Origin of the sequence: Methylobacterium sp. Leaf102, from assembly GCF_001422425.1 — a bacterium.
In the GTDB taxonomy this organism is placed as follows: domain Bacteria; phylum Pseudomonadota; class Alphaproteobacteria; order Rhizobiales; family Beijerinckiaceae; genus Methylobacterium.
This window is the reverse complement of the sequence record NZ_LMMX01000001.1, coordinates 208,381-228,040: the sequence shown is the minus strand read 5'-3', so window position 1 is coordinate 228,040 and position 19,660 is coordinate 208,381. Positions and strand designations below refer to the sequence as shown.

Annotated in this window: 21 protein-coding genes; 18 read left to right on the top strand and 3 right to left on the bottom strand. The window is 68.8% G+C overall.

The genetic code is table 11. The features are described from left to right. The first annotated feature begins 71 nt into the window (after positions 1-71). The 11 genes from obgE to ASF27_RS00945 all read left to right on the top strand — a co-directional run bounded on the left by obgE (position 72) and on the right by ASF27_RS00945 (position 10,689). Positions 72-1,106 carry a GTPase ObgE gene (gene obgE / locus ASF27_RS00995; protein ID WP_056171856.1) on the top strand — a complete coding sequence of 345 codons (1,035 nt, stop codon included), beginning with the start codon at positions 72-74 and terminating at the stop codon, positions 1,104-1,106. Between the two features lie 11 nt (positions 1,107-1,117). Beyond that, positions 1,118-2,257 carry a glutamate 5-kinase gene (gene proB / locus ASF27_RS00990; protein WP_056266181.1) on the top strand — a complete coding sequence of 380 codons (1,140 nt, stop codon included), beginning with the start codon at positions 1,118-1,120 and terminating at the stop codon, positions 2,255-2,257. Between the two features lie 108 nt (positions 2,258-2,365). Continuing rightward, positions 2,366-3,661 carry a glutamate-5-semialdehyde dehydrogenase gene (locus tag ASF27_RS00985; protein ID WP_056266178.1) on the top strand — a complete coding sequence of 432 codons (1,296 nt, stop codon included), beginning with the start codon at positions 2,366-2,368 and terminating at the stop codon, positions 3,659-3,661. Positions 3,662-3,697: 36 nt separating this feature from the next. Then, positions 3,698-4,381, top strand: coding sequence for a nicotinate-nucleotide adenylyltransferase (locus ASF27_RS00980; protein ID WP_082478729.1), 684 nt, complete (start codon positions 3,698-3,700; stop codon positions 4,379-4,381). Further along, on the top strand, positions 4,378-4,821 hold the full coding sequence (gene rsfS, locus ASF27_RS00975; protein WP_082478728.1) for a ribosome silencing factor: 444 nt from the start codon (positions 4,378-4,380) through the stop codon (positions 4,819-4,821). The genes ASF27_RS00980 and rsfS overlap by 4 nt, the downstream gene beginning before the upstream one ends. A gap of 22 nt (positions 4,822-4,843) precedes the next feature. Further along, positions 4,844-5,341, top strand: coding sequence for a 23S rRNA (pseudouridine(1915)-N(3))-methyltransferase RlmH (rlmH, locus tag ASF27_RS00970; protein WP_056171854.1), 498 nt, complete (start codon positions 4,844-4,846; stop codon positions 5,339-5,341). Between the two features lie 44 nt (positions 5,342-5,385). Then, positions 5,386-6,738 carry a peptidoglycan DD-metalloendopeptidase family protein gene (locus ASF27_RS00965; RefSeq protein ID WP_056357065.1) on the top strand — a complete coding sequence of 451 codons (1,353 nt, stop codon included), beginning with the start codon at positions 5,386-5,388 and terminating at the stop codon, positions 6,736-6,738. Then, positions 6,738-8,057, top strand: a complete 1,320-nt coding sequence (locus tag ASF27_RS00960; RefSeq protein ID WP_056171849.1) for a S41 family peptidase — start codon at positions 6,738-6,740, stop codon at positions 8,055-8,057. The genes ASF27_RS00965 and ASF27_RS00960 overlap by 1 nt, the downstream gene beginning before the upstream one ends. 131 nt (positions 8,058-8,188) lie before the next feature. After that, a complete protein-coding gene (locus ASF27_RS00955) occupies positions 8,189-9,400 on the top strand; it encodes a divergent polysaccharide deacetylase family protein (RefSeq protein ID WP_056357061.1) in 1,212 nt (403 codons plus the stop codon). A gap of 69 nt (positions 9,401-9,469) precedes the next feature. Further along, on the top strand, positions 9,470-10,027 hold the full coding sequence (locus tag ASF27_RS00950) for an RNA pyrophosphohydrolase (RefSeq protein ID WP_244480891.1): 558 nt from the start codon (positions 9,470-9,472) through the stop codon (positions 10,025-10,027). Positions 10,028-10,068: 41 nt separating this feature from the next. Then, a complete protein-coding gene (locus ASF27_RS00945) occupies positions 10,069-10,689 on the top strand; it encodes a DUF2939 domain-containing protein (RefSeq protein ID WP_056357058.1) in 621 nt (206 codons plus the stop codon). Positions 10,690-10,789: 100 nt separating this feature from the next. On the opposite strand, the gene ASF27_RS00940 is transcribed toward ASF27_RS00945, so the two are convergent. The 3 genes from ASF27_RS00940 to ASF27_RS00930 form a co-directional block, all read right to left on the bottom strand. Continuing rightward, positions 10,790-11,869, bottom strand: coding sequence for an ROK family protein (locus ASF27_RS00940; RefSeq protein WP_056171842.1), 1,080 nt, complete (start codon positions 11,867-11,869; stop codon positions 10,790-10,792). Between the two features lie 160 nt (positions 11,870-12,029). Continuing rightward, a complete protein-coding gene (locus ASF27_RS00935) occupies positions 12,030-12,398 on the bottom strand; it encodes a hypothetical protein (protein ID WP_056171840.1) in 369 nt (122 codons plus the stop codon). Between the two features lie 22 nt (positions 12,399-12,420). Beyond that, positions 12,421-12,864 (bottom strand): response regulator, encoded by a 444-nt coding sequence (locus ASF27_RS00930; RefSeq protein ID WP_056171839.1) that lies wholly within the window; start codon positions 12,862-12,864, stop codon positions 12,421-12,423. Positions 12,865-13,032: 168 nt separating this feature from the next. On the opposite strand from ASF27_RS00930, the gene ASF27_RS00925 reads away from it, so the two are divergent. The 7 genes from ASF27_RS00925 (at position 13,033) to pheT (ending at position 19,645) form a co-directional block, all read left to right on the top strand. Then, complete coding sequence (locus ASF27_RS00925) at positions 13,033-13,701, top strand: YoaK family protein (RefSeq protein WP_056357057.1); 669 nt, start codon at positions 13,033-13,035, stop codon at positions 13,699-13,701. Positions 13,702-13,753: 52 nt separating this feature from the next. Further along, positions 13,754-14,761, top strand: a complete 1,008-nt coding sequence (locus tag ASF27_RS00920; protein WP_056171834.1) for a hypothetical protein — start codon at positions 13,754-13,756, stop codon at positions 14,759-14,761. Between the two features lie 5 nt (positions 14,762-14,766). Next, positions 14,767-15,030, top strand: coding sequence for a hypothetical protein (locus ASF27_RS00915; protein WP_056171832.1), 264 nt, complete (start codon positions 14,767-14,769; stop codon positions 15,028-15,030). Positions 15,031-15,205: 175 nt separating this feature from the next. Next, entirely contained in the window at positions 15,206-15,409 is a 204-nt protein-coding gene (gene rpmI / locus ASF27_RS00910) for a 50S ribosomal protein L35 (protein ID WP_018044555.1), read from the top strand. 48 nt (positions 15,410-15,457) lie between these two features. After that, positions 15,458-15,832 (top strand): 50S ribosomal protein L20, encoded by a 375-nt coding sequence (gene rplT, locus ASF27_RS00905; RefSeq protein WP_056087037.1) that lies wholly within the window; start codon positions 15,458-15,460, stop codon positions 15,830-15,832. Positions 15,833-16,031: 199 nt separating this feature from the next. Beyond that, on the top strand, positions 16,032-17,114 hold the full coding sequence (gene pheS, locus ASF27_RS00900; RefSeq protein WP_056171831.1) for a phenylalanine--tRNA ligase subunit alpha: 1,083 nt from the start codon (positions 16,032-16,034) through the stop codon (positions 17,112-17,114). A 107-nt stretch (positions 17,115-17,221) separates the two neighbouring features. Next, the gene (pheT, locus tag ASF27_RS00895) at positions 17,222-19,645 is read left to right on the top strand and encodes a phenylalanine--tRNA ligase subunit beta (protein WP_056357048.1); all 2,424 of its coding nucleotides are present in this window, start codon (positions 17,222-17,224) and stop codon (positions 19,643-19,645) included. Positions 19,646-19,660 lie beyond the last annotated feature (15 nt).

The window sequence follows — 19,660 nt, the reverse complement described above, 5'->3', positions numbered from 1 at the left end:
GCATCCCGCCGGAGCCGACCCGCGAGACCGCTTCGCGTGTCCGAGACGAATGAAGTGAGACGAGCAGTACCGTGAAATTCCTCGACGAAGCCAAGGTCTACGTGCGCTCCGGCGACGGTGGTGCCGGATGCGTGGCCTTCCGGCGTGAAAAGTTCATCGAATTCGGCGGTCCCAACGGCGGCGACGGCGGCCGCGGTGGCGACGTCTGGGTCGAGTGCGTCGACGGTCTCAACACCCTGATCGACTACCGATACCAGCAGCATTTCAAGGCCAAGAAGGGCGAGCACGGCATGGGCTCGAACCGCCACGGGGCCAACGGCGCCGACGTGGTGCTCAAGGTGCCGGCCGGGACTGAGATCATCGCCGAGGACGGCGAGACCCTGATCGCCGACATGACCCATATCGGCCAGCGGGTACGCTTGGCCAAGGGAGGCAACGGCGGCTTCGGAAACGCCTATTTCACCACCTCGACGAACCGTGCCCCCAAGCATGCCAACCCGGGCCTCGAGGGCCACGAGCAATGGGTCTGGCTGCGCCTGAAGCTCATCGCCGATGCGGGCTTGGTCGGCCTGCCGAATGCCGGTAAATCGACGTTCCTCGCCACCGTGACGGCGGCCAAGCCGAAGATCGCCGATTACCCCTTCACCACCCTGCACCCCGGCCTCGGCGTCGTCCGCTCGGACGAGCGGGAATTTGTTCTCGCGGATATTCCCGGTCTCATCGAGGGCGCACACGACGGCGTCGGCCTCGGCGACCGGTTCCTCGCCCATGTCGAGCGCTGCCGCGTGCTCCTGCACCTCGTCGAGGCCACCAACGAGCATGCGGGCAAGACCTACAAGCTCGTCCGCAAGGAACTCGAGGCCTATGGCGGCGGCCTGACCGACAAGCCCGAGATCGTCGCCCTATCGAAGGCCGACGTGGTCGATCCCGACACGCTCAAGGAGCAGGTCGCCCGGCTCAAGCGCGCCTCGGGGAAGAAGCCGCTGATCCTGTCGTCGGCGACGGGGCTCGGCGTTCAGGACGCGCTGCGGGCGATCACCCGCTCCATCGCGGAGGCCAAGCGCGCCGAGGCGGAGGCGCAGCCGGCCGATGCGTGGCAGCCGTGAGTGACGCGGCGGTGACTTCGCCGCGTGCATCGACGCCCAACCTCCAGGACTTCCGCCGGATCGTCATCAAGGTCGGTTCGGCACTCCTCGTGGACCGCGCGCGCGGACGTCTGCGCCATGCCTGGCTCGCGGCTCTGGCCGAGGACATCGCCGACCTGCACGCGCAGGGAGCCGACGTCCTCGTCGTCTCCTCGGGCGCCATCGCCCTCGGGCGTACGGTGCTTGGATATCCGCCCGGTACCCTGCGGCTGGAGGAGAGCCAGGCGGCGGCGGCCGTGGGACAGATCGCGCTCGCCCGGCACTGGTCGGAGGCGCTCGGCCACCACGGGATCGCGGCCGGCCAGATCCTGGTGACGCCGCAGGACACCGAGGAGCGCCGACGCTACCTCAACGCCCGCGCCACCGTGCTCAAGCTGCTCGAAGTGCGCGCCGTGCCGGTGGTGAACGAGAACGACACCGTGGCCACCAGCGAGATCCGCTACGGCGACAACGACCGGCTCGCCGCCCGTGTCGCCACCATGATCGGTGCCGACGTCCTGGTGCTCTTCTCCGATATCGACGGCCTCTATACGGCGCCGCCTCACACCGACCCGCTCGCTCGCCATCTTCCGGTGATCGAGCGCATCACCCCCGAGATCGAGGCCATGGCCGGCGGTCCGGCCTCGGATCTGTCGCGCGGCGGGATGCGCACCAAGGTCGAAGCCGCGAAGATCGCCGCCAGCGGCGGCACCCACATGGTCATCGCCGACGGTCGCGAGAAGAACCCCCTGCGCACCATCCTGAAGGGGGGGCGTTGCAGCTGGTTCCTGTCGGGCTCCAACCCGATCGCCGCGCGCAAGGCCTGGATCGCCGGGTCCCTCGAGCCGCGCGGCATCCTCATCGTCGATGACGGTGCCGCCCGCGCGCTTCAGGGGGGAGCCAGCCTGCTGCCGGTGGGCGTCACCGGGATTCACGGCGGATTCGGACGCGGCGACGCCGTGGTGATCCGCGATGCCGCCGGGCGGACCCTCGGGCGTGGCTTGGTGGCCTACGACAGCGATCAGGCCGTGCGGATCATCGGCCGCCCGAGCCGCGAGATCGCCGATCTGCTGACTCATCCCGGCCGCGCCGAAATGGTGCATCGCGACGACCTCGCCATGGTGGGCGAATAGCCGGGTTGTCATGCGTTACGCTTGTTTCCCCAGTATCCGGCATGCGATGACGGGCGGGACAACAGGCGGGCGCGCCGGATCGCGCGACGGCCCGCGAGGATGAAGGCCGTGCCCGTTCTGAACCTGCGTACCGATTTTCAAGCTCCCGATCTGACCGCCGAGATGCATGCCATCGGCCAGCGCGCGCGAGCCGCCGCGCGTGGCATCGCGCTGGCACCGGCCCAGATCAAGGATATCGCGCTTCGCACCATCGCCGAGCGCTTGCGGGGGGCACAGTCCGAGATCCTGACAGAAAACGCCCGGGACGTGGAAGCGGCCCGCGCCGCCGGCCAGACTCAGGCGCTCATCGACCGGCTCACCCTCGATCCCACGCGCCTGAGCGCCATCGCCGACGCCGTCGAGAAGATCGGTGCCTTGCCCGATCCCGTCGGGCGTCAGGTCGCTGCGTTCGAGCGTCCCAATGGCCTGCTGATCGAGCGCATCGCCGTGCCGCTGGGCGTCATCGGCGTGATCTTCGAGAGCCGCCCCAACGTCACCGCCGATGCCGGCGCGCTGTGCCTCAAGGCCGGCAATGCCGCCATCCTGCGCGCCGGGTCCGACAGTCATCGCACGGCCATGGCCATCGCGCGGGCCATGCGGGCCGGTCTGGAAGCGTCCGGACTGCCGGCGGACGCGATCCAGATCGTACCGACCCGTGATCGCGCTGCCGTTGGCGCCATGCTGTCCGGCCTCGACGGCTGCATCGACGTGATCGTGCCCCGGGGCGGGCGCGGTCTGGTGGAACGTGTCCATGCCGAGGCGCGGGTGCCGGTCTTCGCGCACCTCGATGGTATCTGTCACGTCTACGTCGCCGCCGGCGCCGATCTCGACATGGCCCGTACCATCGCCCTCAACAGCAAGATGCGCCGTACGGGTATCTGCGGCGCCGCCGAGACCCTCCTGGTGGATCGCGCCTGCGCCAGCACGCATCTGGCTCCCCTCGTCACGGCTCTCATCGAGGCAGGGTGCGCCGTGCGTGGCGATACGGACGTGCAGGCGGTCGATGCCCGTGTGACGCCGGCCGCGGAGGCGGACTGGCGTACGGAGTACCTCGATGCCATCATCGCCGTCCGAGTGGTCGATGGTCTCGACGCGGCGATCACCCATATCGAAACCTACGGATCGCACCACACCGATTCCATCGTGACCGCCGACCGCGCCGAGGCGACGCGCTTCCTCGCCGAGGTCGATTCCGCCATCGTCGTCCACAACGCCTCGACCCAGTTCGCCGATGGCGGGGAGTTCGGCTTCGGGGCCGAGATCGGTATCGCAACGGGCCGGATGCATGCGCGCGGCCCCGTCGGCGTGGAGCAACTCACCACCTTCAAGTACCGCGTCCACGGGAGTGGGCAGACGCGTCCTTGACGGTTCGCTTCGTTCCGCCATCACACGCGGCTTCCGATGCGACTTGACGTGTCGGGACCCGTTCGGCTTCCGCCGGCCTGCCCCGGCCTCCGGATCGGCCTCTACGGCGGTTCGTTCAACCCGGCTCATCTCGGGCATCGGCATGTCAGCCGCGTCGCCCTGCGGCGCCTGGGCCTCGACCGCGTCTGGTGGATGGTCACGCCGGGCAATCCCCTGAAGGACCGGGCCGATCTCGGTTCCATCGACGCGCGCGTCTCGGCCGCTCAGGCTATCGCTGCCCATCCCCGCATCGTGGTGACGGCTTTCGAGAGCCTCATCGGTGCTCGCTACACTCGGCAAAGCCTTCGCTACCTCACGGACCGCCATCCGGCCGTGCGATTCGTCTGGATCATGGGAGCCGACAGCCTCGCGACATTTCATCGCTGGCAGGGATTCCGTGCGATCGCCGAAACCATGCCCATCGCCATCATCGACCGGCCCGGGTTCACTCTCAAGGGGCCGGTTGCGCGGGGTGCGCAAGCCCTCGGCCGTTGGCGGATCGACGAGGCGGATGCCCGTGTGCTCGCCGATCTCGACCCACCGGCCTGGGTCTTCCTGCACGGTCCACGCTCTCATCTGTCCTCCACGGCCCTGCGAACCGGGGGGCGGAAAGATGGATTGCGCGAAGACGCAACGGGAACGTTCCATGTCGCGCCCATTCAGGGTACGATCCCCGCATGACGATGGCCATTGCAGGAACTGAGACGCTGAACGACGCGGTCCACCAGGGAGCCCCAGGTTCCGACGACGTTGCCGACCGCAAGATCGGCGACCTCAGAGCGCTCGCCCTCGATTGTCTGGAGGACATGAAGGCGGAGGAGACCATCGAGATCGATCTGATGGGTCGGACGTCGCTCGCCGACACCATGATCATCACTTCGGGTCGCTCGCAGCGCCATGTCGGTGCCATCGCTGACCGCATCCTCCAGGACATGAAGGCCAAGGGTCTCGGCTCCGCCCGGGTCGAGGGCATGCCGGCCTGCGACTGGGTGCTGATCGATGCAGGCGACATCATCGTCCACATCTTCCGCCCGGAAGTGCGCGGCTTCTACAATCTCGAGAAGATGTGGGGCGCCGACCGTCCCGCCGTCGACCTGCCCAGCAACGCCCTGGCCGAGTAAGCGACCGCGGGTCGTCGACTCCATGCGGCTCCTCATCGCGGCGGTCGGGCGCCTGAAGGCCGGTCCGGAGCGCGACCTCGCGGCACGCTACCGCGAACGGGCGGCCCAACTCGGCCGCAGTCTCGGCTTTCCAGCCTGCGATACGGTCGAGATTCCCGAGAGCCGTGCACGTCGGCCTCAGGATCGTTGTGCGGAGGAGGGCACGGCCATCCTCGCGCACGCGCAGGGAGCCGCCCTCGTCGTCTACGACGAACGCGGACGCGCCGATCTCACCAGTGAAACCTTCGCCGATCGCGTGGCGGCCTGGCGCGACGCCGCGCGTCCGAGCCTCGCCATCGCCATCGGCGGAGCCGACGGACTCGATCCGGCGGTACGAGCGCGAGCCGATCTCACCCTGTCCTTCGGCGCGGCGACGTTGCCGCATGGCCTTGTGCGCGTGCTGGCCTTGGAGCAGGTGTATCGAGCGCTGACGATCCTCGCCGGCCATCCCTATCATCGCGGAAACCTCGACGAACGATGACGGCGGCCAGGCCATGGATGGCGGCACGGAGGGGAGGGCGCAGCATGTGCGCGCTCGCCCTGACCGGCCTCGTCGTGACCACGCCGGCCGCAGCGCAGGAATCTGCCAGGCAAGAGTCTGCCAGGGAAATGACTCCGAAAGACCCAAGCGCCAAGTCACCGGCAGCCGAACCGGATGCGGTTCAGAAAGCCGTCGAGGAAAAGAACCGACGTGCCGAGAACTTGAAGCGCATCGAGGAGGCACTCGCGGCCTCGACGGGGACGCGTGCGCAACTCGAGGCCGAAATCACATCCATCGGCGGCGACCGGGCCAAATTCAATACGGCCCTCCTGGATGCGACCCGTCAGGCTCAGGCGACGGAAGACCGGATGACCCGGTTGGAAGAGCGTCTCAAGACCCTTGGGGCCTCCGAGGCGGCCATCCGCCGGTCGCTGGACGGGCGGCGCGGCGTCATCGCCGAGATCCTCGCAGCCCTCCAGCGCATGGGTCGTCGGCCGCCTCCCGCGGTGCTGGTGCGTCCCGAGGACGTGCTCGCCGTTATCCGAACTTCGATGCTGCTCGGTGCCGTGGTGCCCGAACTGCGCGGCGAAGCCGAGACCTTGGCGGCCGACCTCACCGAACTCGTGCGCCTGAAAGGTCTCATCGCCGCCGATCGCGAGGGTTTGAAGAACGATCTCGCCGGATGGGCGCGGGAGCAGCAGCGCCTCAACGGCCTCATGGCTGCCCGAAAGGCGCGGCTGGCCGAGGTGGAGAGCGGCTTGGCGACCGAACGCTCACGCACCGCCGAACTCGGCCTCCAGGCCCGCACCCTCAAGGAACTTCTGGAGCGGATGGAAGGCGAGGTGGCCTCGGCACGCCGTGCGGCGGACGAGGCGCGTGCGGCCGAGACCCGGGAGGCGCGCGCCACGCAGGAGCGCTTCGCCGCCGCCGGTATCCGCGACCCGGCGCGCCTCGCGCCCAAGGTTCGGTTCGCGGACACGCGCGGCGATCTGCCTCGACCGGTGAGCGGAGTACTGACGCGCGGCTTCAACCAGCCCGACGGCAATGGTACCACTACCCGCGGCATTTCGCTCACCACCCGACCCAAAGCCGTGGTTTCGTCACCGGCCGATGGCTGGGTCTCCTTCGCCGGCCAGTTTCGGTCGTATGGCCGACTCTTGATCATCAATGCCGGCGATGGCTACTATCTACTGCTGGCGGGGATGGATCAGATCGACGTCGAGGTCGGCCAGTTCGTCCTGGCGGGCGAGCCCGTGGCGGCCATGGGCGAGGGCGGCGCGGGTACGACCCCGGCCAGCGGCGATCCGGTGTTATACGTCGAGTTCAGAAAAGACGGCGGCTCCATCGATCCGGAGCCTTGGTGGGCCAAAAGCCCCAGCGAGAAGGTTCGCGGATAATGCGCAAGGTTTCCCTCGTTCTCCTCGGCGCGTTCATCGGCGTCGGGTCCTCCATGGTCGCGACCCAGACCCGCCTGCTGTCGGGGACCAGCGCCGTGGCGGCCTCGGCCGAGACCTATCGCCAACTGAGTCTGTTCGGCGACGTATTCGAGAAGGTCCGCACCGACTACGTCGAGAAGCCCGACGAGGCCAAGATCATCGAGGCGGCGGTGAACGGCATGCTCACGTCGCTCGATCCGCATTCGAGCTACATGGACTCGAAGAGCTTCCGCGACATGCAGGTGCAGACCCGCGGCGAGTTCGGTGGTCTCGGTATCGAGGTCACCATGGAAGACGGTCTGATCAAGGTCGTCACCCCCATCGACGATACGCCCGCGTCGAAGGCCGGCATCCTTTCCAATGACGTGATCACCCAGATCGACGAGGATCAGGTCCAGGGACTCACCCTGAATCAGGCCGTGGACAAGATGCGTGGCCCGGTGAACTCGCCGGTCAAGCTCAAGATCAGCCGCAAGGAGTCGAAGGACCCCATCGAGGTCGTGCTCAACCGCGACGTGATCAAGATCAAGCCCGTGCGCTCGCGCGCCGAGGGCGGCGACGTCGGCTACATCCGCCTGACCCAGTTCAACGAACAGACCTTCGACGGGCTGCGGTCGGCCATCGACAAGCTCAACGGCGAGATCGGCGCCGACAAGCTCAAGGGCTACGTCCTCGATCTGCGCAACAACCCGGGTGGCCTCCTCGATCAGGCCGTGATGGTCTCCGACGCGTTCCTCGATCGCGGCGAGATCGTCTCGACCCGCGGCCGCAATCCCGACGAGACGCAGCGCTTCTCGGCGAAATCCGGTGATCTGACCAAGGGCAAGCCCATCGTCGTACTGGTCAACGGCGGCTCGGCCTCGGCCTCCGAGATCGTGGCCGGCGCCCTGCAGGATCATAAGCGCGCGACGGTGCTCGGCACCCGCTCGTTCGGCAAGGGCTCGGTGCAGTCGATCATTCCGCTCGGCGGCAGCGGCGCCCTGCGCCTGACCACGGCACGCTACTACACCCCGTCGGGTCGCTCGATCCAGGCCAAGGGCATCGAGCCGGATCAGGAGGTGCTGCAGGAGGTGCCGGACGAGCTCAAGGGCAAGGACGAGACCAAGGGCGAGGCCGGCCTGAAGGGCCACCTCAAGCAGAAGGACGTCGAGGAGCGCGGTGGATCCTCCGCCTACGTTCCGCCCGACCCGGCCAAGGACAAGCAGCTCACGGCCGCCTTCGACTACCTGCGCGGCATCCAGAAGGGTGCGTCCAACACCAAGACGACGGTTCCGAACTGAGCCGGCACACGGTCGCTCTTTAGGGAAGCGTTAACCATGGCGGCCCCCAATGTCGGTTCAGAACCGATATCGGGGGCCGCTTTCGTTCCGGGAGGCGGTTGCCGTTCTCGTCCCGACCCTGAGGGAAGCGGCTGAGCGTGGCCTCCGACGACATCCTGACCCGGCCTCTCGGCGCCAAGCGAACCCCACGGGAGCGCCTTCGCAGCCTCAACGCCACGTACCTGACCCCACGGATGGTGACAGGGGGCCTCGTCCTCGGCCTCGTCGGTGGCCTGAGCATCCTCGGCGCCGTCGGCGATCCGCAGGGAGGCGAGCCGGTGGCCGTCGCCACCATCGCCCTGCGCGACCCGCCGCCCGTGTCGACCGCTGCGGTCCCGGTGCCCGAGAAACCGGTCGCAGCCCAGCGCTCGGCCGATGCCGTCGAGACCGCCTCCGGTGTCACCGTGGTGCGCGCGGGCGGCGGCAATGCGCCGAGCGACGCCGTGGTGATCCGTGTTCCCGATGCGGCACCGGTCAAGCTCGCGTCCGCCCCCGACCCGCGCCTCGTCGAGCGCGGACGCCACGGCAGCGTGCCGCGCCTCGGCGAAGGGCGAACCCGCCCCCTCGACGTTTATGCCCGGCCCGATCCCGGGACCACCGGCCCACGCATCGCCATCCTGGTGTCGGGGCTCGGCATCGGGCAGGCCGCCACCGCCAGTGCCATCTCCCGGCTGCCGCCGGAGGTCAGCTTCGCCTTCGCCCCCTACGGCGGCGACCTCGAACGGACCGTGGCGCGCGCCCGGGAAGCCGGCCACGAGGTGCTTCTTCAGGCACCCATGGAGCCGTTCGATTATCCCGACAGCGATCCGGGGCCACAGACCCTGCTCACGACCGCGCGTCCGCCGGAGAACCTCGACCGGCTCGCCTGGGCCATGAGCCGCTTCCAAGGCTTCGTCGGCATCGTCAACTACATGGGCGCCAAGCTGACGAGCGATGCCGCCGCCTTCGAGCCGGTGCTGCGCGAGATCGCCGCGCGCGGTCTCGGCTACGTCGACGACGGCACCTCGCCGCGTTCCATCGCCACCACCCTCGGTGCCAAGGCGAAGGTTCCTGTGGCACGGGCCGAGTTCGTCCTCGACGCCCTGCCCCGGCCCGAGGCCATCGATCGGGAACTCGCGCGGGCCGAAGCGCAGGCCCGTGCCAAGGGCTTCGTCCTGGTGTCCGCCACCGCGATGCCGATGACCATCGATCGGATCGCGCGTTGGTCGAAGGACCTCGAAGCACGCGGCGTGCGGCTCGTGCCCGTGAGCGTCGCCCTGCGTGCGGCTTCGGGGAGCGCCCGCCTCAGCAGCGCCGCGCCCTGAGTGTCGGGCCGATACGATTCTTCGCATCGTGCCGCCATCGTGCGTTGCGGCGCGGGGATGGGGTGCCCTATGGTCGCGCCGATGACAGCCCTCCCGAACGACGACGGCGCCGGATTGCCGTACCGCCCCTGCGTCGGGATCACGTTGATCGCACGCACCGGTCTCGTATTCATCGGTCGTCGCCGCGCCGATGCCGGTCCGGAACACGTTGCCGATGGCCGTGCCTGGCAGATGCCGCAGGGCGGGATCGACCCCGGCGAGGCCCCAAAGGATGCGGCCTTGCGTGAACTCTACGAGGAAACCAACGTCGCACCCGGCTCCGTCCGGCTGCTGGCCGAAGCGCCCGACTGGCTGACCTACGATCTTCCGCCAGCGGTGATGAAGCAGGCCTGGAAGGGGCGTTATCGCGGGCAGACGCAGAGGTGGTTCGCCTTCGGTTTCCTCGGCGACGACAGCGAGATCGATGTCGCGTCACCCGGTGGGGGTGCCCACGCGTCCGAGTTCGATGCTTGGCGGTGGCAACCCATGGCTGGATTGCCGGACGTCATCGTACCGTTCAAACGGCCCATCTACGAGGGTGTGGTCGCGGCGTTCGGTGGTTTGACCGACTGGTGCGTTCCGGCGTGAGCTCCAGCACTCTCCCGGCTCGCCGGTAAGGCTGCCCACCGATGCGCTGGTGGTCGATCCCCGTTGTACTGGCACTGTGCTGGTTCGTGTTCACCCTGACGCCGTTCTGGGCGCTCTACGACCTCGCCCGTGCCGTGCAGGCGCATGACGTGGCCTATATCGAGCGCCACGTGAACTTCCGCACCCTGCGGCTGTCGGTGATCCGACAGGCCGCCGCCGCCGCGCAGGCCCGTGGCGAAACGGGCGGTGCGGAACCGCGCGAGCGCCAGCGCGTGACCGATGCCCTGGTGGCCCTCGCAATCCCCATCGCCGAATCCCTTGTGACGCCTCAAACCGTGGTCGACCTCCTCGACGACGGCTGGCCCCAATCCATCGACCTCGGCCCTCCGGAGCCCCGCCAAGGAGACACACCCGCCGACCTGCGCAAGCCCGGGCTGCATGCCGAGGGCTTCCGCCGGCTCGTCCCGTTCTACCTGTCCTCGGAGATGCGCGGCTTTCGCACGGTGGTGATTCCGGTCCCGCCCGACGCGACGCGGGATCGCCGATTTCGCCTGCGCCTGCGCCTGCGCGGCTGGACCTGGCGCCTCGTGGACATCGAGCTACCCGAGGAATTGCGCGAGCGGATCGCGCAGAAGCTCGCCCGTACGGGGCGGAGCCGTTAAGGCGAGGGTGCCAGGGATATAGGACCGGTTACTGGCCCCGGTTTGGTTGGGCCGGATCCCAGTGTTCGCTTTGCCAGAGCCAGCTTCTCAGGCCTATCTCTCAGGCAGCCGCATCGTCGGCGTTCCGGTTGGTGAAGCGAGCGTTGCCCAGGCCGGTGCCGATGGTGAGGATGCCCCAGCGGGTCACCTCCTGTCGGTACGGCACCTCGCTCAGGCCCTGCACGACGGCATCGTTGTGCATCACCACCATGGTGGCGTGGTCGCCGATCCGCGGGATCGCCGCGACGAGGCGCTCGGCGAGGTTGAAGCGGTCGCTCTCCCAGTTGCCGGGCAGGTTCTGTCCACCGCGGTCGATGGTGCCATCCGCTTCGATAACGCCGGGGCAGCCGATGCCGATGAAGGGCGCCAACGTGAGATTGGCCCGGCCCGCTCGCCGGATCAGGTCGTTGAGCATCCCGATGAGCCGATCCACGGCGGCGTCGCGGGTCGGTGCCGGATCCTCGTCGCGGTGACGCCAGATCTCGGAGCGCCAGACCGCGCTCCGGGACAGGTCGGGCGCCTTGCGGAGGTTCGTCGCGACGACCCCGGCGCGGATGTTGGTGCCGCCGATATCGACGGCGAGCAGGCTGTCGTATCCGGCGAAGATCCAGGCCGGTGCGAGGTGGACCGACCCGATGAGGCCGGCTTCGTCGGGGTGGTGGCGGATCGGCTCCAGGGTTAGATCGAGGCCGGCGGCCCGCAGGAGCACACCGGCCCGGGCGATGGCGAGGTGCCCGACGCGGCTGTCGCTGAAGCCGCCCCCGACCACGATGCTCTCCGTGTCACGCCAGCCCTTCTGACGCAGGAAGCGGCGCACCACACGCGCGAGTTCCTGGGCGAACTCCTCGATGGCGCTGAAGATCAGGCCGGAGCTCAAGGGATCGCTGCCGTCCAGCGCCCGATCGAGCGCCTTCTTGCTGAGGTCGGCACTGGGCTTGTCGCCGAAAGGATCGGGGCCGGCCTTGCGCAGGGTTTCCCGCCACGTTTCCAGGATCTCGCGAAACGCCTTCTTCGAGACCTTGTCGCCGACGAACCCGTCGTCGGCCTTCAATTCGCTGTTGTAGTCGTCGACGATCACCGAAGGCAGTCGATGGGCGGCATGTGCGATGCCCGCCTCGCGGGTGAGGATGTCCGTCGCCATGCCGATACGCTGCCCCTGGATACGCGGTCGCCCCCTCAACGCGGCATCCGCTTCAGTGGATGGCGGTACGCGCGAGCGGGCGCCGCGGTCCTAACGCGGCGCCCGGGGCATGGGAAGCCGACCGCACCCCCAGGGGTGGGCCGGCCTGGATATCGGGTCGTCAGTTCGCCTTCGGCGCGGCCGGCGCGGCCTCGGCCGGGGGGGCCTTCGGCTCGCGGGTTTCCAGAACCTCCTCGGCCTTCTCCTCGTCGGTGTCGCCGCCGCGCTCGATTGCCTTTGCGGGATTGGCCGCGAGCGCCTTGACGATCGCGACGAGGCGTTCGCACTCGGGACCGTACTGGTAGGTCTCGAGCACGATGGCGGCGTCGCGCAGGGTACGAAGATCGCGCACGGTCTGCTTGTTGGCCGCCTCGCGCAGCTGGCTCTTCGCCGCGATGGCCTCTTCGAGCTTGGCTGCCTTCACGTCGCAGGCGGAAGCGACGCCCGTGGAGGCGATCACGAAGGCGAGGGTGGTGAGGATGGTGCGCATCGGGGGGTCCGGGGGCTGGCGCTCAGGCGTGGTGGGCGGGTGAGCGCAGGATGTCGTTGGCCAGGGCCACGAGGGCGCTGAGGCGATAGGGCTTCGGTACGAACACCGAGTCCGTCACGGCGTCGCCGTGGGCAAGATGGCCGCGTCCGCCCGAGGTGTAGACGACGGGCAGGTCGGGGCGAACCCGGCGGGCACGCTGAGCCAGGGCGAGACCGTTCGTGTTGCGGGCCAGATCGATATCGGTGAAGAGCAGATCGACCCGCTCACGGGCCAGGATGCCCTCCGCTTCATCCGCATCGGACGCGGTGAGAACGCGATAGCCTTCCTCCAGAAGCGCCTCGGCGGCAAGCTCGCAGACCATGATCTCGTCCTCGACGATGAGCACGGTCTCGGCGATCCCGCAGGAGCCGAAGACGGACGGGGTGAAGCTGGGCAGGGCGAGGGCGGCGCAGGCGAATGGGATCATGACGCAACTCCTACTCACCCGGCGGGGGACGCATGGTCCCGTACCGGATCACCCAACCAACGGACCGCAGCGGCGCGATGTTCGAGTGCGTTCACTCCAATTGCGCGGACTTGGTGAGCAAAGCTTTAACCCTGCCGGCCCGGTGGTGAACGCGAAGGGGCAGCGCCTGTGACCCGCCCCTGGCATCTCGGCTTCGGCCTGATCCTCACGGCGCTGGCCGGCTACGTCGACGCCCTCGGCTTCATTCGGCTCGGTGGCCTCTACACCTCGTTCATGAGCGGCAACACGACCCAGTTCGCCGTCGCCCTCGGACACGGCCAGCCCCACCTCGCCTGGCTGCCGGCCCTGCTCATCCTCGCTTTTCTCCTCGGCGGAGTCTGCGGCGGCGCCCTCTCGGCCCTGACGCCCGCACGCTGGAGCACGCCGGTGATCCTCGGCTTCGAGGCCGCAATCGTCGCAGCTGCCTTCGAGGCTGCCGTCGCCGCCCCGGATTCGGGCCTCGCCTCCCTGATGCTGGCGCTTGCCATGGGGGCGCAGAACGCGGTCCTGTCCCACGTCCAGGGCTTTCGCGCCGGGACCACTTTCGTCACCGGCGCGCTGTTCAGCTTCGGCCAGAAGCTCGCTTTGGCGCTCGCCCGGCGCGGCGCCCGTTACGCCTGGGTCGGCGATGGGGTGGTCTGGCTCGCGCTTCTCGTCGGATCCCTCGCCGGAACGGTCGCCTACGGCCGTTTGGCGTTGTATGCCCTCGCCATCCCTGCCGGCATCGCCGGCATCCTGGCCGTCGTCGCCACGATCCTGACGGCGCGGCGTGCGGTCTCCGGCGCACCCGCCCTGTGAGGCTCGGGCTCCGCGCGCCTATCGCAACCGAGTGACGAGAGATCCCCGCCGGATGGCCGAGACTGCACCTTCCCTCCTCGACCACGTCACGCCCATCGCGGCCGGGGCCCACGTCACCGCGGCCGTGTGGTTGAAGGACACCCTGGCCCTGGCGCTGGGCGACGGCGCCGTGCTGCTGGCCGGCCGCGGCGAGGTCCGCCGGATCGAATCGCACCCGGACGGCGCCATCCTGGTCGCCGCCGGTGACGGACGCCGGATCGTGACCGGGGGCGATGACGGCCGCGTGGTGGCGACATCGCCCGAGGGCGATGTCGTCGAGGTGGCCGTCGCCAAGGGCGGGGCCTGGATCGACGCCCTGGCGCTCCATCCCGACGGCGCCATCGCGTACGCCGCCGGACGAAACGTCGTGGCCCGCGACGCCAAGGGCCGCGAGAAGGTGTTCGCCGCCCCATCCACCGCGCGCGGCCTCGCCTTCGCGCCGAAGGGCTACCGCCTGGCCGTCTCGCACTACAACGGCGCCACCCTGTGGTACCCGAACCTCGAGACCGCGCCCGACTTCGTCGAGTGGAAGGGCTCGCACATCGACGTGACCTGGTCGCCGGACGGCCGCTTCGTCGTCACCACCATGCAGGAGAACGCCCTGCACGGCTGGCGTCTCCAGCCCGACCGCGGCCACATGCGGATGTCGGGCTATCCCGGCAAGGTCCGCTCCATGGCCTGGTCGGGCGATGGCGACTGGCTCGCCACCGGGGGCGCGGAAGCCGCCATCATCTGGCCGTTCGACTCGAAGGAAGGCCCCACCGGCAAGGCCCCGCGCGAGTGCGGCGTGCGCCCGGCGCGGGTCTCGCGGGTGGCGTTCCATCCCAAAGCCCTGGTGCTCGCCATCGGGTACGAGGACGGCTGCATCCTGCTCGTGCGTTTCGCCGACGGGTCCGAACTGTTGGTGCGCCCGGCCGTGAAGGGCAGTGGCGTCACGGCCCTCGCCTGGGACGCGCGCGGCGCCCGCCTGGGCTTCGGCTGCAGCGACGGGGCCGCCGGCCTCCTCACCCTTCCGGGCTGACGCCCATGGCGCTGTTCGGGCGGAAACAGCCACAGGCCGATGCGGCGGTGCGCGCGGCGATCCTCGCCTGGGCACGACAGGCCGCGGGCTTCGACGCGGCGGGAATCGTCAAGGTGAACGAGATCGTTTGCGCCGATCCGGCCTGCCCCGGCACGGAGACGATCCTCCTGCTCATGCCGCCGGGGCAGCCGACCCGTGCGGTGAAGATCACCAAGCCCATGGCGGCGGTAACGGAAACCGATGTGGTCCTGGCCCTCGCGCAGGATTGACGATCTCGCGCAGGATTGAAACCGCGTCGCTTTTCTGTCATACGCCGCCTCGCGTTGAACCGCCCGGCCGATCGGGCTGCCGTGGCGGTTCGTGCTGCTCCATCAGAAGCATCAACCGAGCGCATCCCTTCGATCCCAACCCGGATCGGGGTGCATGCGCGTTCAGGAGAGCCAAATGCCCAAGCTGAAAACCAAGTCGGGCGCGAAGAAGCGCTTCAAGATCACCGGCACCGGCAAGGTCATGTACGCCCAGGCCGGTAAGCGCCACGGGATGATCAAGCGGACGACGAAGCAGATCCGCAACCTGCGCGGCACCACCACCCTGTTCGAGGGCGATGCCGCCAACGTGAAGAAGTATTTTTTGCCGAACAGCCGGTAAGCCTTCTTTCACCCGCCGAACTGCTTTTTCTGATCCAGGAGACTCCATATGGCCCGCGTCAAGCGCGGCGTGACCAGTCACGCGAAGCACAAGAAAGTCCTCAAGGCCGCCCGTGGTTATTACGGTCGCCGCAAGAATACGATCCGGATCGCCAAGCAGGCGGTCGAGAAGGGCATGCAGTATGCCTACCGCGATCGTAAGAACAAGAAGCGCACGTTCCGCGCCCTCTGGATCCAGCGTCTCAACGCCGCCGTCCGTGAGCATGGCCTGACCTATTCGCGCTTCATCAACGCGCTGTCCAAGTCCGGCATCGAGGTGGACCGCAAGGCCCTGTCCGAGCTCGCCATCCATGAGCCGGCCACTTTCGCCGCCGTGGTCGAGAAGGCCAAGGCCTCCCTGCAGGACGTCGCCAAGGCGGCTTGAACCTTCTTCGTTCGGCCTTCGCGTCGGACTCTGTGGAAAAGGCGCGGCCCCGCACGGGCGCCGCGCCTTTTCGTTTTTACTGGGCGCGCCGGGTTTTCCAGGGCGCGATGGCTTGCCAAGGCGGCCTCGACCCGCAAAACCCTCGCGCCATGATCGCCCGACCATCCTGTGGTCGAGCCGCAGCCGGTGAGTTGAACCGATGACCGATCTCGACACCCTCGAAGGTGACCTCCTCGCAGAAGTCGCCGCCGCGTCCGATGAGGCCGCCCTCGACGCCGTACGCGTGGCGGCGCTGGGGAAGAAGGGCTCGGTCTCCGAACTGCTCAAGACTCTGGGCGCCATGACGCCCGACGAGCGCAAGGCGCGCGGGCCCCTCATCAACGGGTTGCGCGATCGCGTGCAGGGCGCGTTGGGCGCTCGTCGCGAAGCCCTCGGCGAAGCGGCGCTCACCGCACGCCTCGCCGCCGAGCGCATCGACGTGACCCTGCCCGTGCGCGAGGCGCCGGAGGCGCGCGGCCGCATTCATCCCATCAGCCAAGTCATGGACGAGATCGCGGCGATCTTCGCCGATATGGGGTTCTCCGTCGCCGAAGGGCCCGACATCGAGACCGACGACTACAACTTCACGGCTCTCAACTTCCCGCCCGGCCACCCGGCGCGCGAGATGCACGACACCTTCTTCCTTGCGCCCGACCGCAACGGCCAGCGCAAGGTGCTGCGCACCCACACCTCGCCGGTGCAGATCCGCACCATGCGGTCGAAAGCGCCGCCGATCCGGGTGATCTGCCCGGGACGGACCTACCGTCACGATTCCGACCAGACCCACACGCCGATGTTCCATCAGGTCGAGGGTCTCGTCATCGACAAGGCGGCCAACATCGCCAACCTCAAATGGGTTCTGGAGGAGTTCTGCCGGACTTTCTTCGAGGTCGACGCCGTGAAGATGCGCTTCCGTCCGTCGTTCTTTCCCTTCACCGAGCCCTCGGCCGAGGTCGACATCCAGTGCTCGCGCAAAGGCGGCGAGATCCGCTTCGGCGAGGGCACGGATTGGCTCGAGATCCTCGGCTGCGGGATGGTCCATCCCAACGTCCTGCGCAATTGCGGCCTCGACCCCGACAGCGTCCAGGGCTTCGCCTTCGGCATGGGCATCGATCGTATCGCCATGCTCAAGTACGGCATGCCGGACCTGCGCCCATTCTTCGAGGCGGACGTCCGTTGGCTCGATCATTACGGTTTCCGGCCGCTGGATATCCCGAGCCTGGTCGCCGGGCTGACCGGCTGATGTGATGTCGCGAAGGTCCGGGCGCTGCCCGGATCGTTCTTCTCAACCCTGATGGGTGCCGGATCGCCAGTCGCTGGCCGATCGGAGAGCGCCGACGGACGCAAGTCATGAAATTCACCCTCTCCTGGCTCAAGGATCACCTCGATGCCGAGGCCTCCCTCGACACGATCTCCGAGACGCTCACGCGCATCGGGCTCGAGGTCGAAGGCATCGAGGACAAGGCCGCGAGCCTGAAACCCTACGTGATCGCCCACGTGCTCATCGCCGAGCAGCACCCCAACGCCGACCGTCTGCGCGTCTGCTCCGTGGATGCGGGCGACGGGGAGCCGGTACAGGTGGTCTGCGGTGCGCCGAATGCGCGCGCCGGCATGAAGACCGTGTTCGCCCCCCCCGGCACCTACGTGCCCGGCAAGGCCATCACCCTGTCGGTGGGCACCATCCGCGGCGTCGAGAGCCGGGGCATGCTGTGCTCGGGCGCCGAACTCGGCCTCGGAGACGACCACGACGGCATCCTCGATCTGCCGGAGGACGCGCCCACGGGGCAGACCTACGCGGTCTATGCCGGCCTCGACGATCCGATCATCGAGATCAACCTGACGCCGAACCGCGCCGACTGCACCTCGATCCACGGCATCGCCCGCGATCTCGCCGCCACCGGCCTCGGTGGCCTCAAGCACACGCCCCAGCCGCCCGTACGGGGGGAGGGGGCCTGCCCGGTTCCCGTCACCCTCGACTTCGAGCCGGCCGACCGCGGCCTGTGCCCCTACTTCACCCTGCGCCGCGTGAGCGGCATCACGAATGGCCCCTCGCCGGATTGGATGCAGGCCCGCCTGCGCGCCATCGGCCTGCGCCCGATCAACGCCCTCGTCGACATCACCAACTATCTCACGTTCGACCGGGGCCGGCCGCTGCACGTCTTCGACGCCGCCAAGGTGGCGGGCGGCCTCACCGTGCGCCGCGCCCGCGATGGCGAGGCCCTGAAGGCGCTCGACGGCAAGACCTACGCGCTGACGGACGACACGGTGGTCATCGCCGACGACAACGGTGTCGAATCCATCGGCGGCATCATCGGCGGGGAGGCGTCCGGTTGCGACGCCGGCACCACCGATGTCCTCATCGAATCCGCCCTGTGGGACCCGGTGAACATCGCCCAGAGCGGCCGGCGCCTCGGAATCATCACCGATGCGCGCTACCGCTTCGAGCGCGGCGTCGACCCGGCCTTCACCCTGCCGGGCCTCGATCTCGCCACCCGCCTCGTCCTCGAGATCTGCGGCGGCACCCCGAGCCAGCCCGTGATCGTCGGCGAGCCGCCCGAGACCGAGCGGGTCATCGATTTCCCCTGGACCGAGACCCGGCGCCTGGCCGGCCTCGAACTGTCGCGCGCCGAGATGAAGGTGACCCTGGAAGCCTTGGGCTTCCACGTCGCCGGCAGCGGCGACCGGGTGAAGGTGCTCACCCCGTCCTGGCGCGCCGACGTCGAGGGCAAGGCCGATCTCGTCGAGGAGATCATCCGCATCGCCGGTCTCGATCGCATCGAGCCGAAACCTCTTGCGCGCATCGAGGCCCAGGTCGGTAAGTCCGTGCTCACGGTGATCCAGAAGCGCACGCGGCTCGCCAAGCGCGCACTCGCCGCGCGCGGCCTCGTCGAGGCCGTGACGTGGTCGTTCATTCCGCATGACGACGCCGTGCTGTTCGGCGGCGGCCGGGCGGATCTGGTGCTGGCCAATCCCATTGCGGCTGACCTCTCCGATATGCGCCCGAGCCTCGTGCCCGGCCTGCTGCGCGCCGCCCAGCGCAATGCCGACCGGGGGCTCTCCGACGTCGCCCTGTTCGAGGTCGGTCAGTGCTTCGAGAACGATCAGCCGGAAGGTCAGACCGCACGCGCCACGGCGATCCGCCGTGCCACCGCCGGCCATCTCGGCGGTGGCCGCCACTGGGACGGCGCCGCTGCCCCCGTGGATGCGTTCGACGCCAAGGCCGATGCCCTGGCGCTGCTCGCCGCCTTCGGCATTCCCACGGGTGGCCTGCAGGTGGTCGCCGGCGGGCCGAACTGGCTGCATCCCGGCCGCTCGGGTACCCTCCAGTTCGGGCCGAAGAACCCCGTGGGGTATTTCGGTGAGATCCACCCGCGCGTGATGAAGGCGCTGGACCTCAAGGGCCAGATCGTCGCCTTCGAAATCACCCTCGATGGCGTGCCGTTGCCGAAGTATCGCCCGACCAAGGTGAAGCCGGCCCTGGCCCTCTCCGACTTCCAGCCGGTCTCGCGCGACTTCGCCTTCGTGGTGCCCCGCGACGTGGCGGCGGGCGACGTGGTGAAGGCGGCGCAAGGGGCCGAGCGCAAGCTCATCGCCGGCATCGACGTGTTCGACATCTACGAGGGCGTCGGCGTTCCCGAGGGGGCGAAGTCGGTGGCCATTGCCGTTCGGCTCCAGCCCGTCGAACGCACCCTGACCGACGCGGAGATCGAGGCGGTGACGGCCAAGATCATCGCCGAGGTCGGCCGCAAGACCGGCGCGACCCTGCGCGCCTGAACCCCGGAAGAACGG

Coding starts and splice junctions, on each gene's coding strand:
- ASF27_RS00980 (WP_082478729.1), top strand. CDS start 3,698: ATGCGACTTGACGTGTCGGGACCCGTTCGGCTTCCGCCGGCCTGCCCC.
- rsfS (WP_082478728.1), top strand. CDS start 4,378: ATGACGATGGCCATTGCAGGAACTGAGACGCTGAACGACGCGGTCCAC.
- rlmH (WP_056171854.1), top strand. CDS start 4,844: ATGCGGCTCCTCATCGCGGCGGTCGGGCGCCTGAAGGCCGGTCCGGAG.
- ASF27_RS00965 (WP_056357065.1), top strand. CDS start 5,386: ATGTGCGCGCTCGCCCTGACCGGCCTCGTCGTGACCACGCCGGCCGCA.
- ASF27_RS00960 (WP_056171849.1), top strand. CDS start 6,738: ATGCGCAAGGTTTCCCTCGTTCTCCTCGGCGCGTTCATCGGCGTCGGG.
- ASF27_RS00950 (WP_244480891.1), top strand. CDS start 9,470: ATGGTCGCGCCGATGACAGCCCTCCCGAACGACGACGGCGCCGGATTG.
- ASF27_RS00945 (WP_056357058.1), top strand. CDS start 10,069: ATGCGCTGGTGGTCGATCCCCGTTGTACTGGCACTGTGCTGGTTCGTG.
- ASF27_RS00940 (WP_056171842.1), bottom strand. CDS start 11,869: ATGGCGACGGACATCCTCACCCGCGAGGCGGGCATCGCACATGCCGCC.
- ASF27_RS00935 (WP_056171840.1), bottom strand. CDS start 12,398: ATGCGCACCATCCTCACCACCCTCGCCTTCGTGATCGCCTCCACGGGC.
- ASF27_RS00930 (WP_056171839.1), bottom strand. CDS start 12,864: ATGATCCCATTCGCCTGCGCCGCCCTCGCCCTGCCCAGCTTCACCCCG.
- ASF27_RS00920 (WP_056171834.1), top strand. CDS start 13,754: ATGGCCGAGACTGCACCTTCCCTCCTCGACCACGTCACGCCCATCGCG.
- ASF27_RS00915 (WP_056171832.1), top strand. CDS start 14,767: ATGGCGCTGTTCGGGCGGAAACAGCCACAGGCCGATGCGGCGGTGCGC.
- rpmI (WP_018044555.1), top strand. CDS start 15,206: ATGCCCAAGCTGAAAACCAAGTCGGGCGCGAAGAAGCGCTTCAAGATC.
- rplT (WP_056087037.1), top strand. CDS start 15,458: ATGGCCCGCGTCAAGCGCGGCGTGACCAGTCACGCGAAGCACAAGAAA.
- pheS (WP_056171831.1), top strand. CDS start 16,032: ATGACCGATCTCGACACCCTCGAAGGTGACCTCCTCGCAGAAGTCGCC.
- pheT (WP_056357048.1), top strand. CDS start 17,222: ATGAAATTCACCCTCTCCTGGCTCAAGGATCACCTCGATGCCGAGGCC.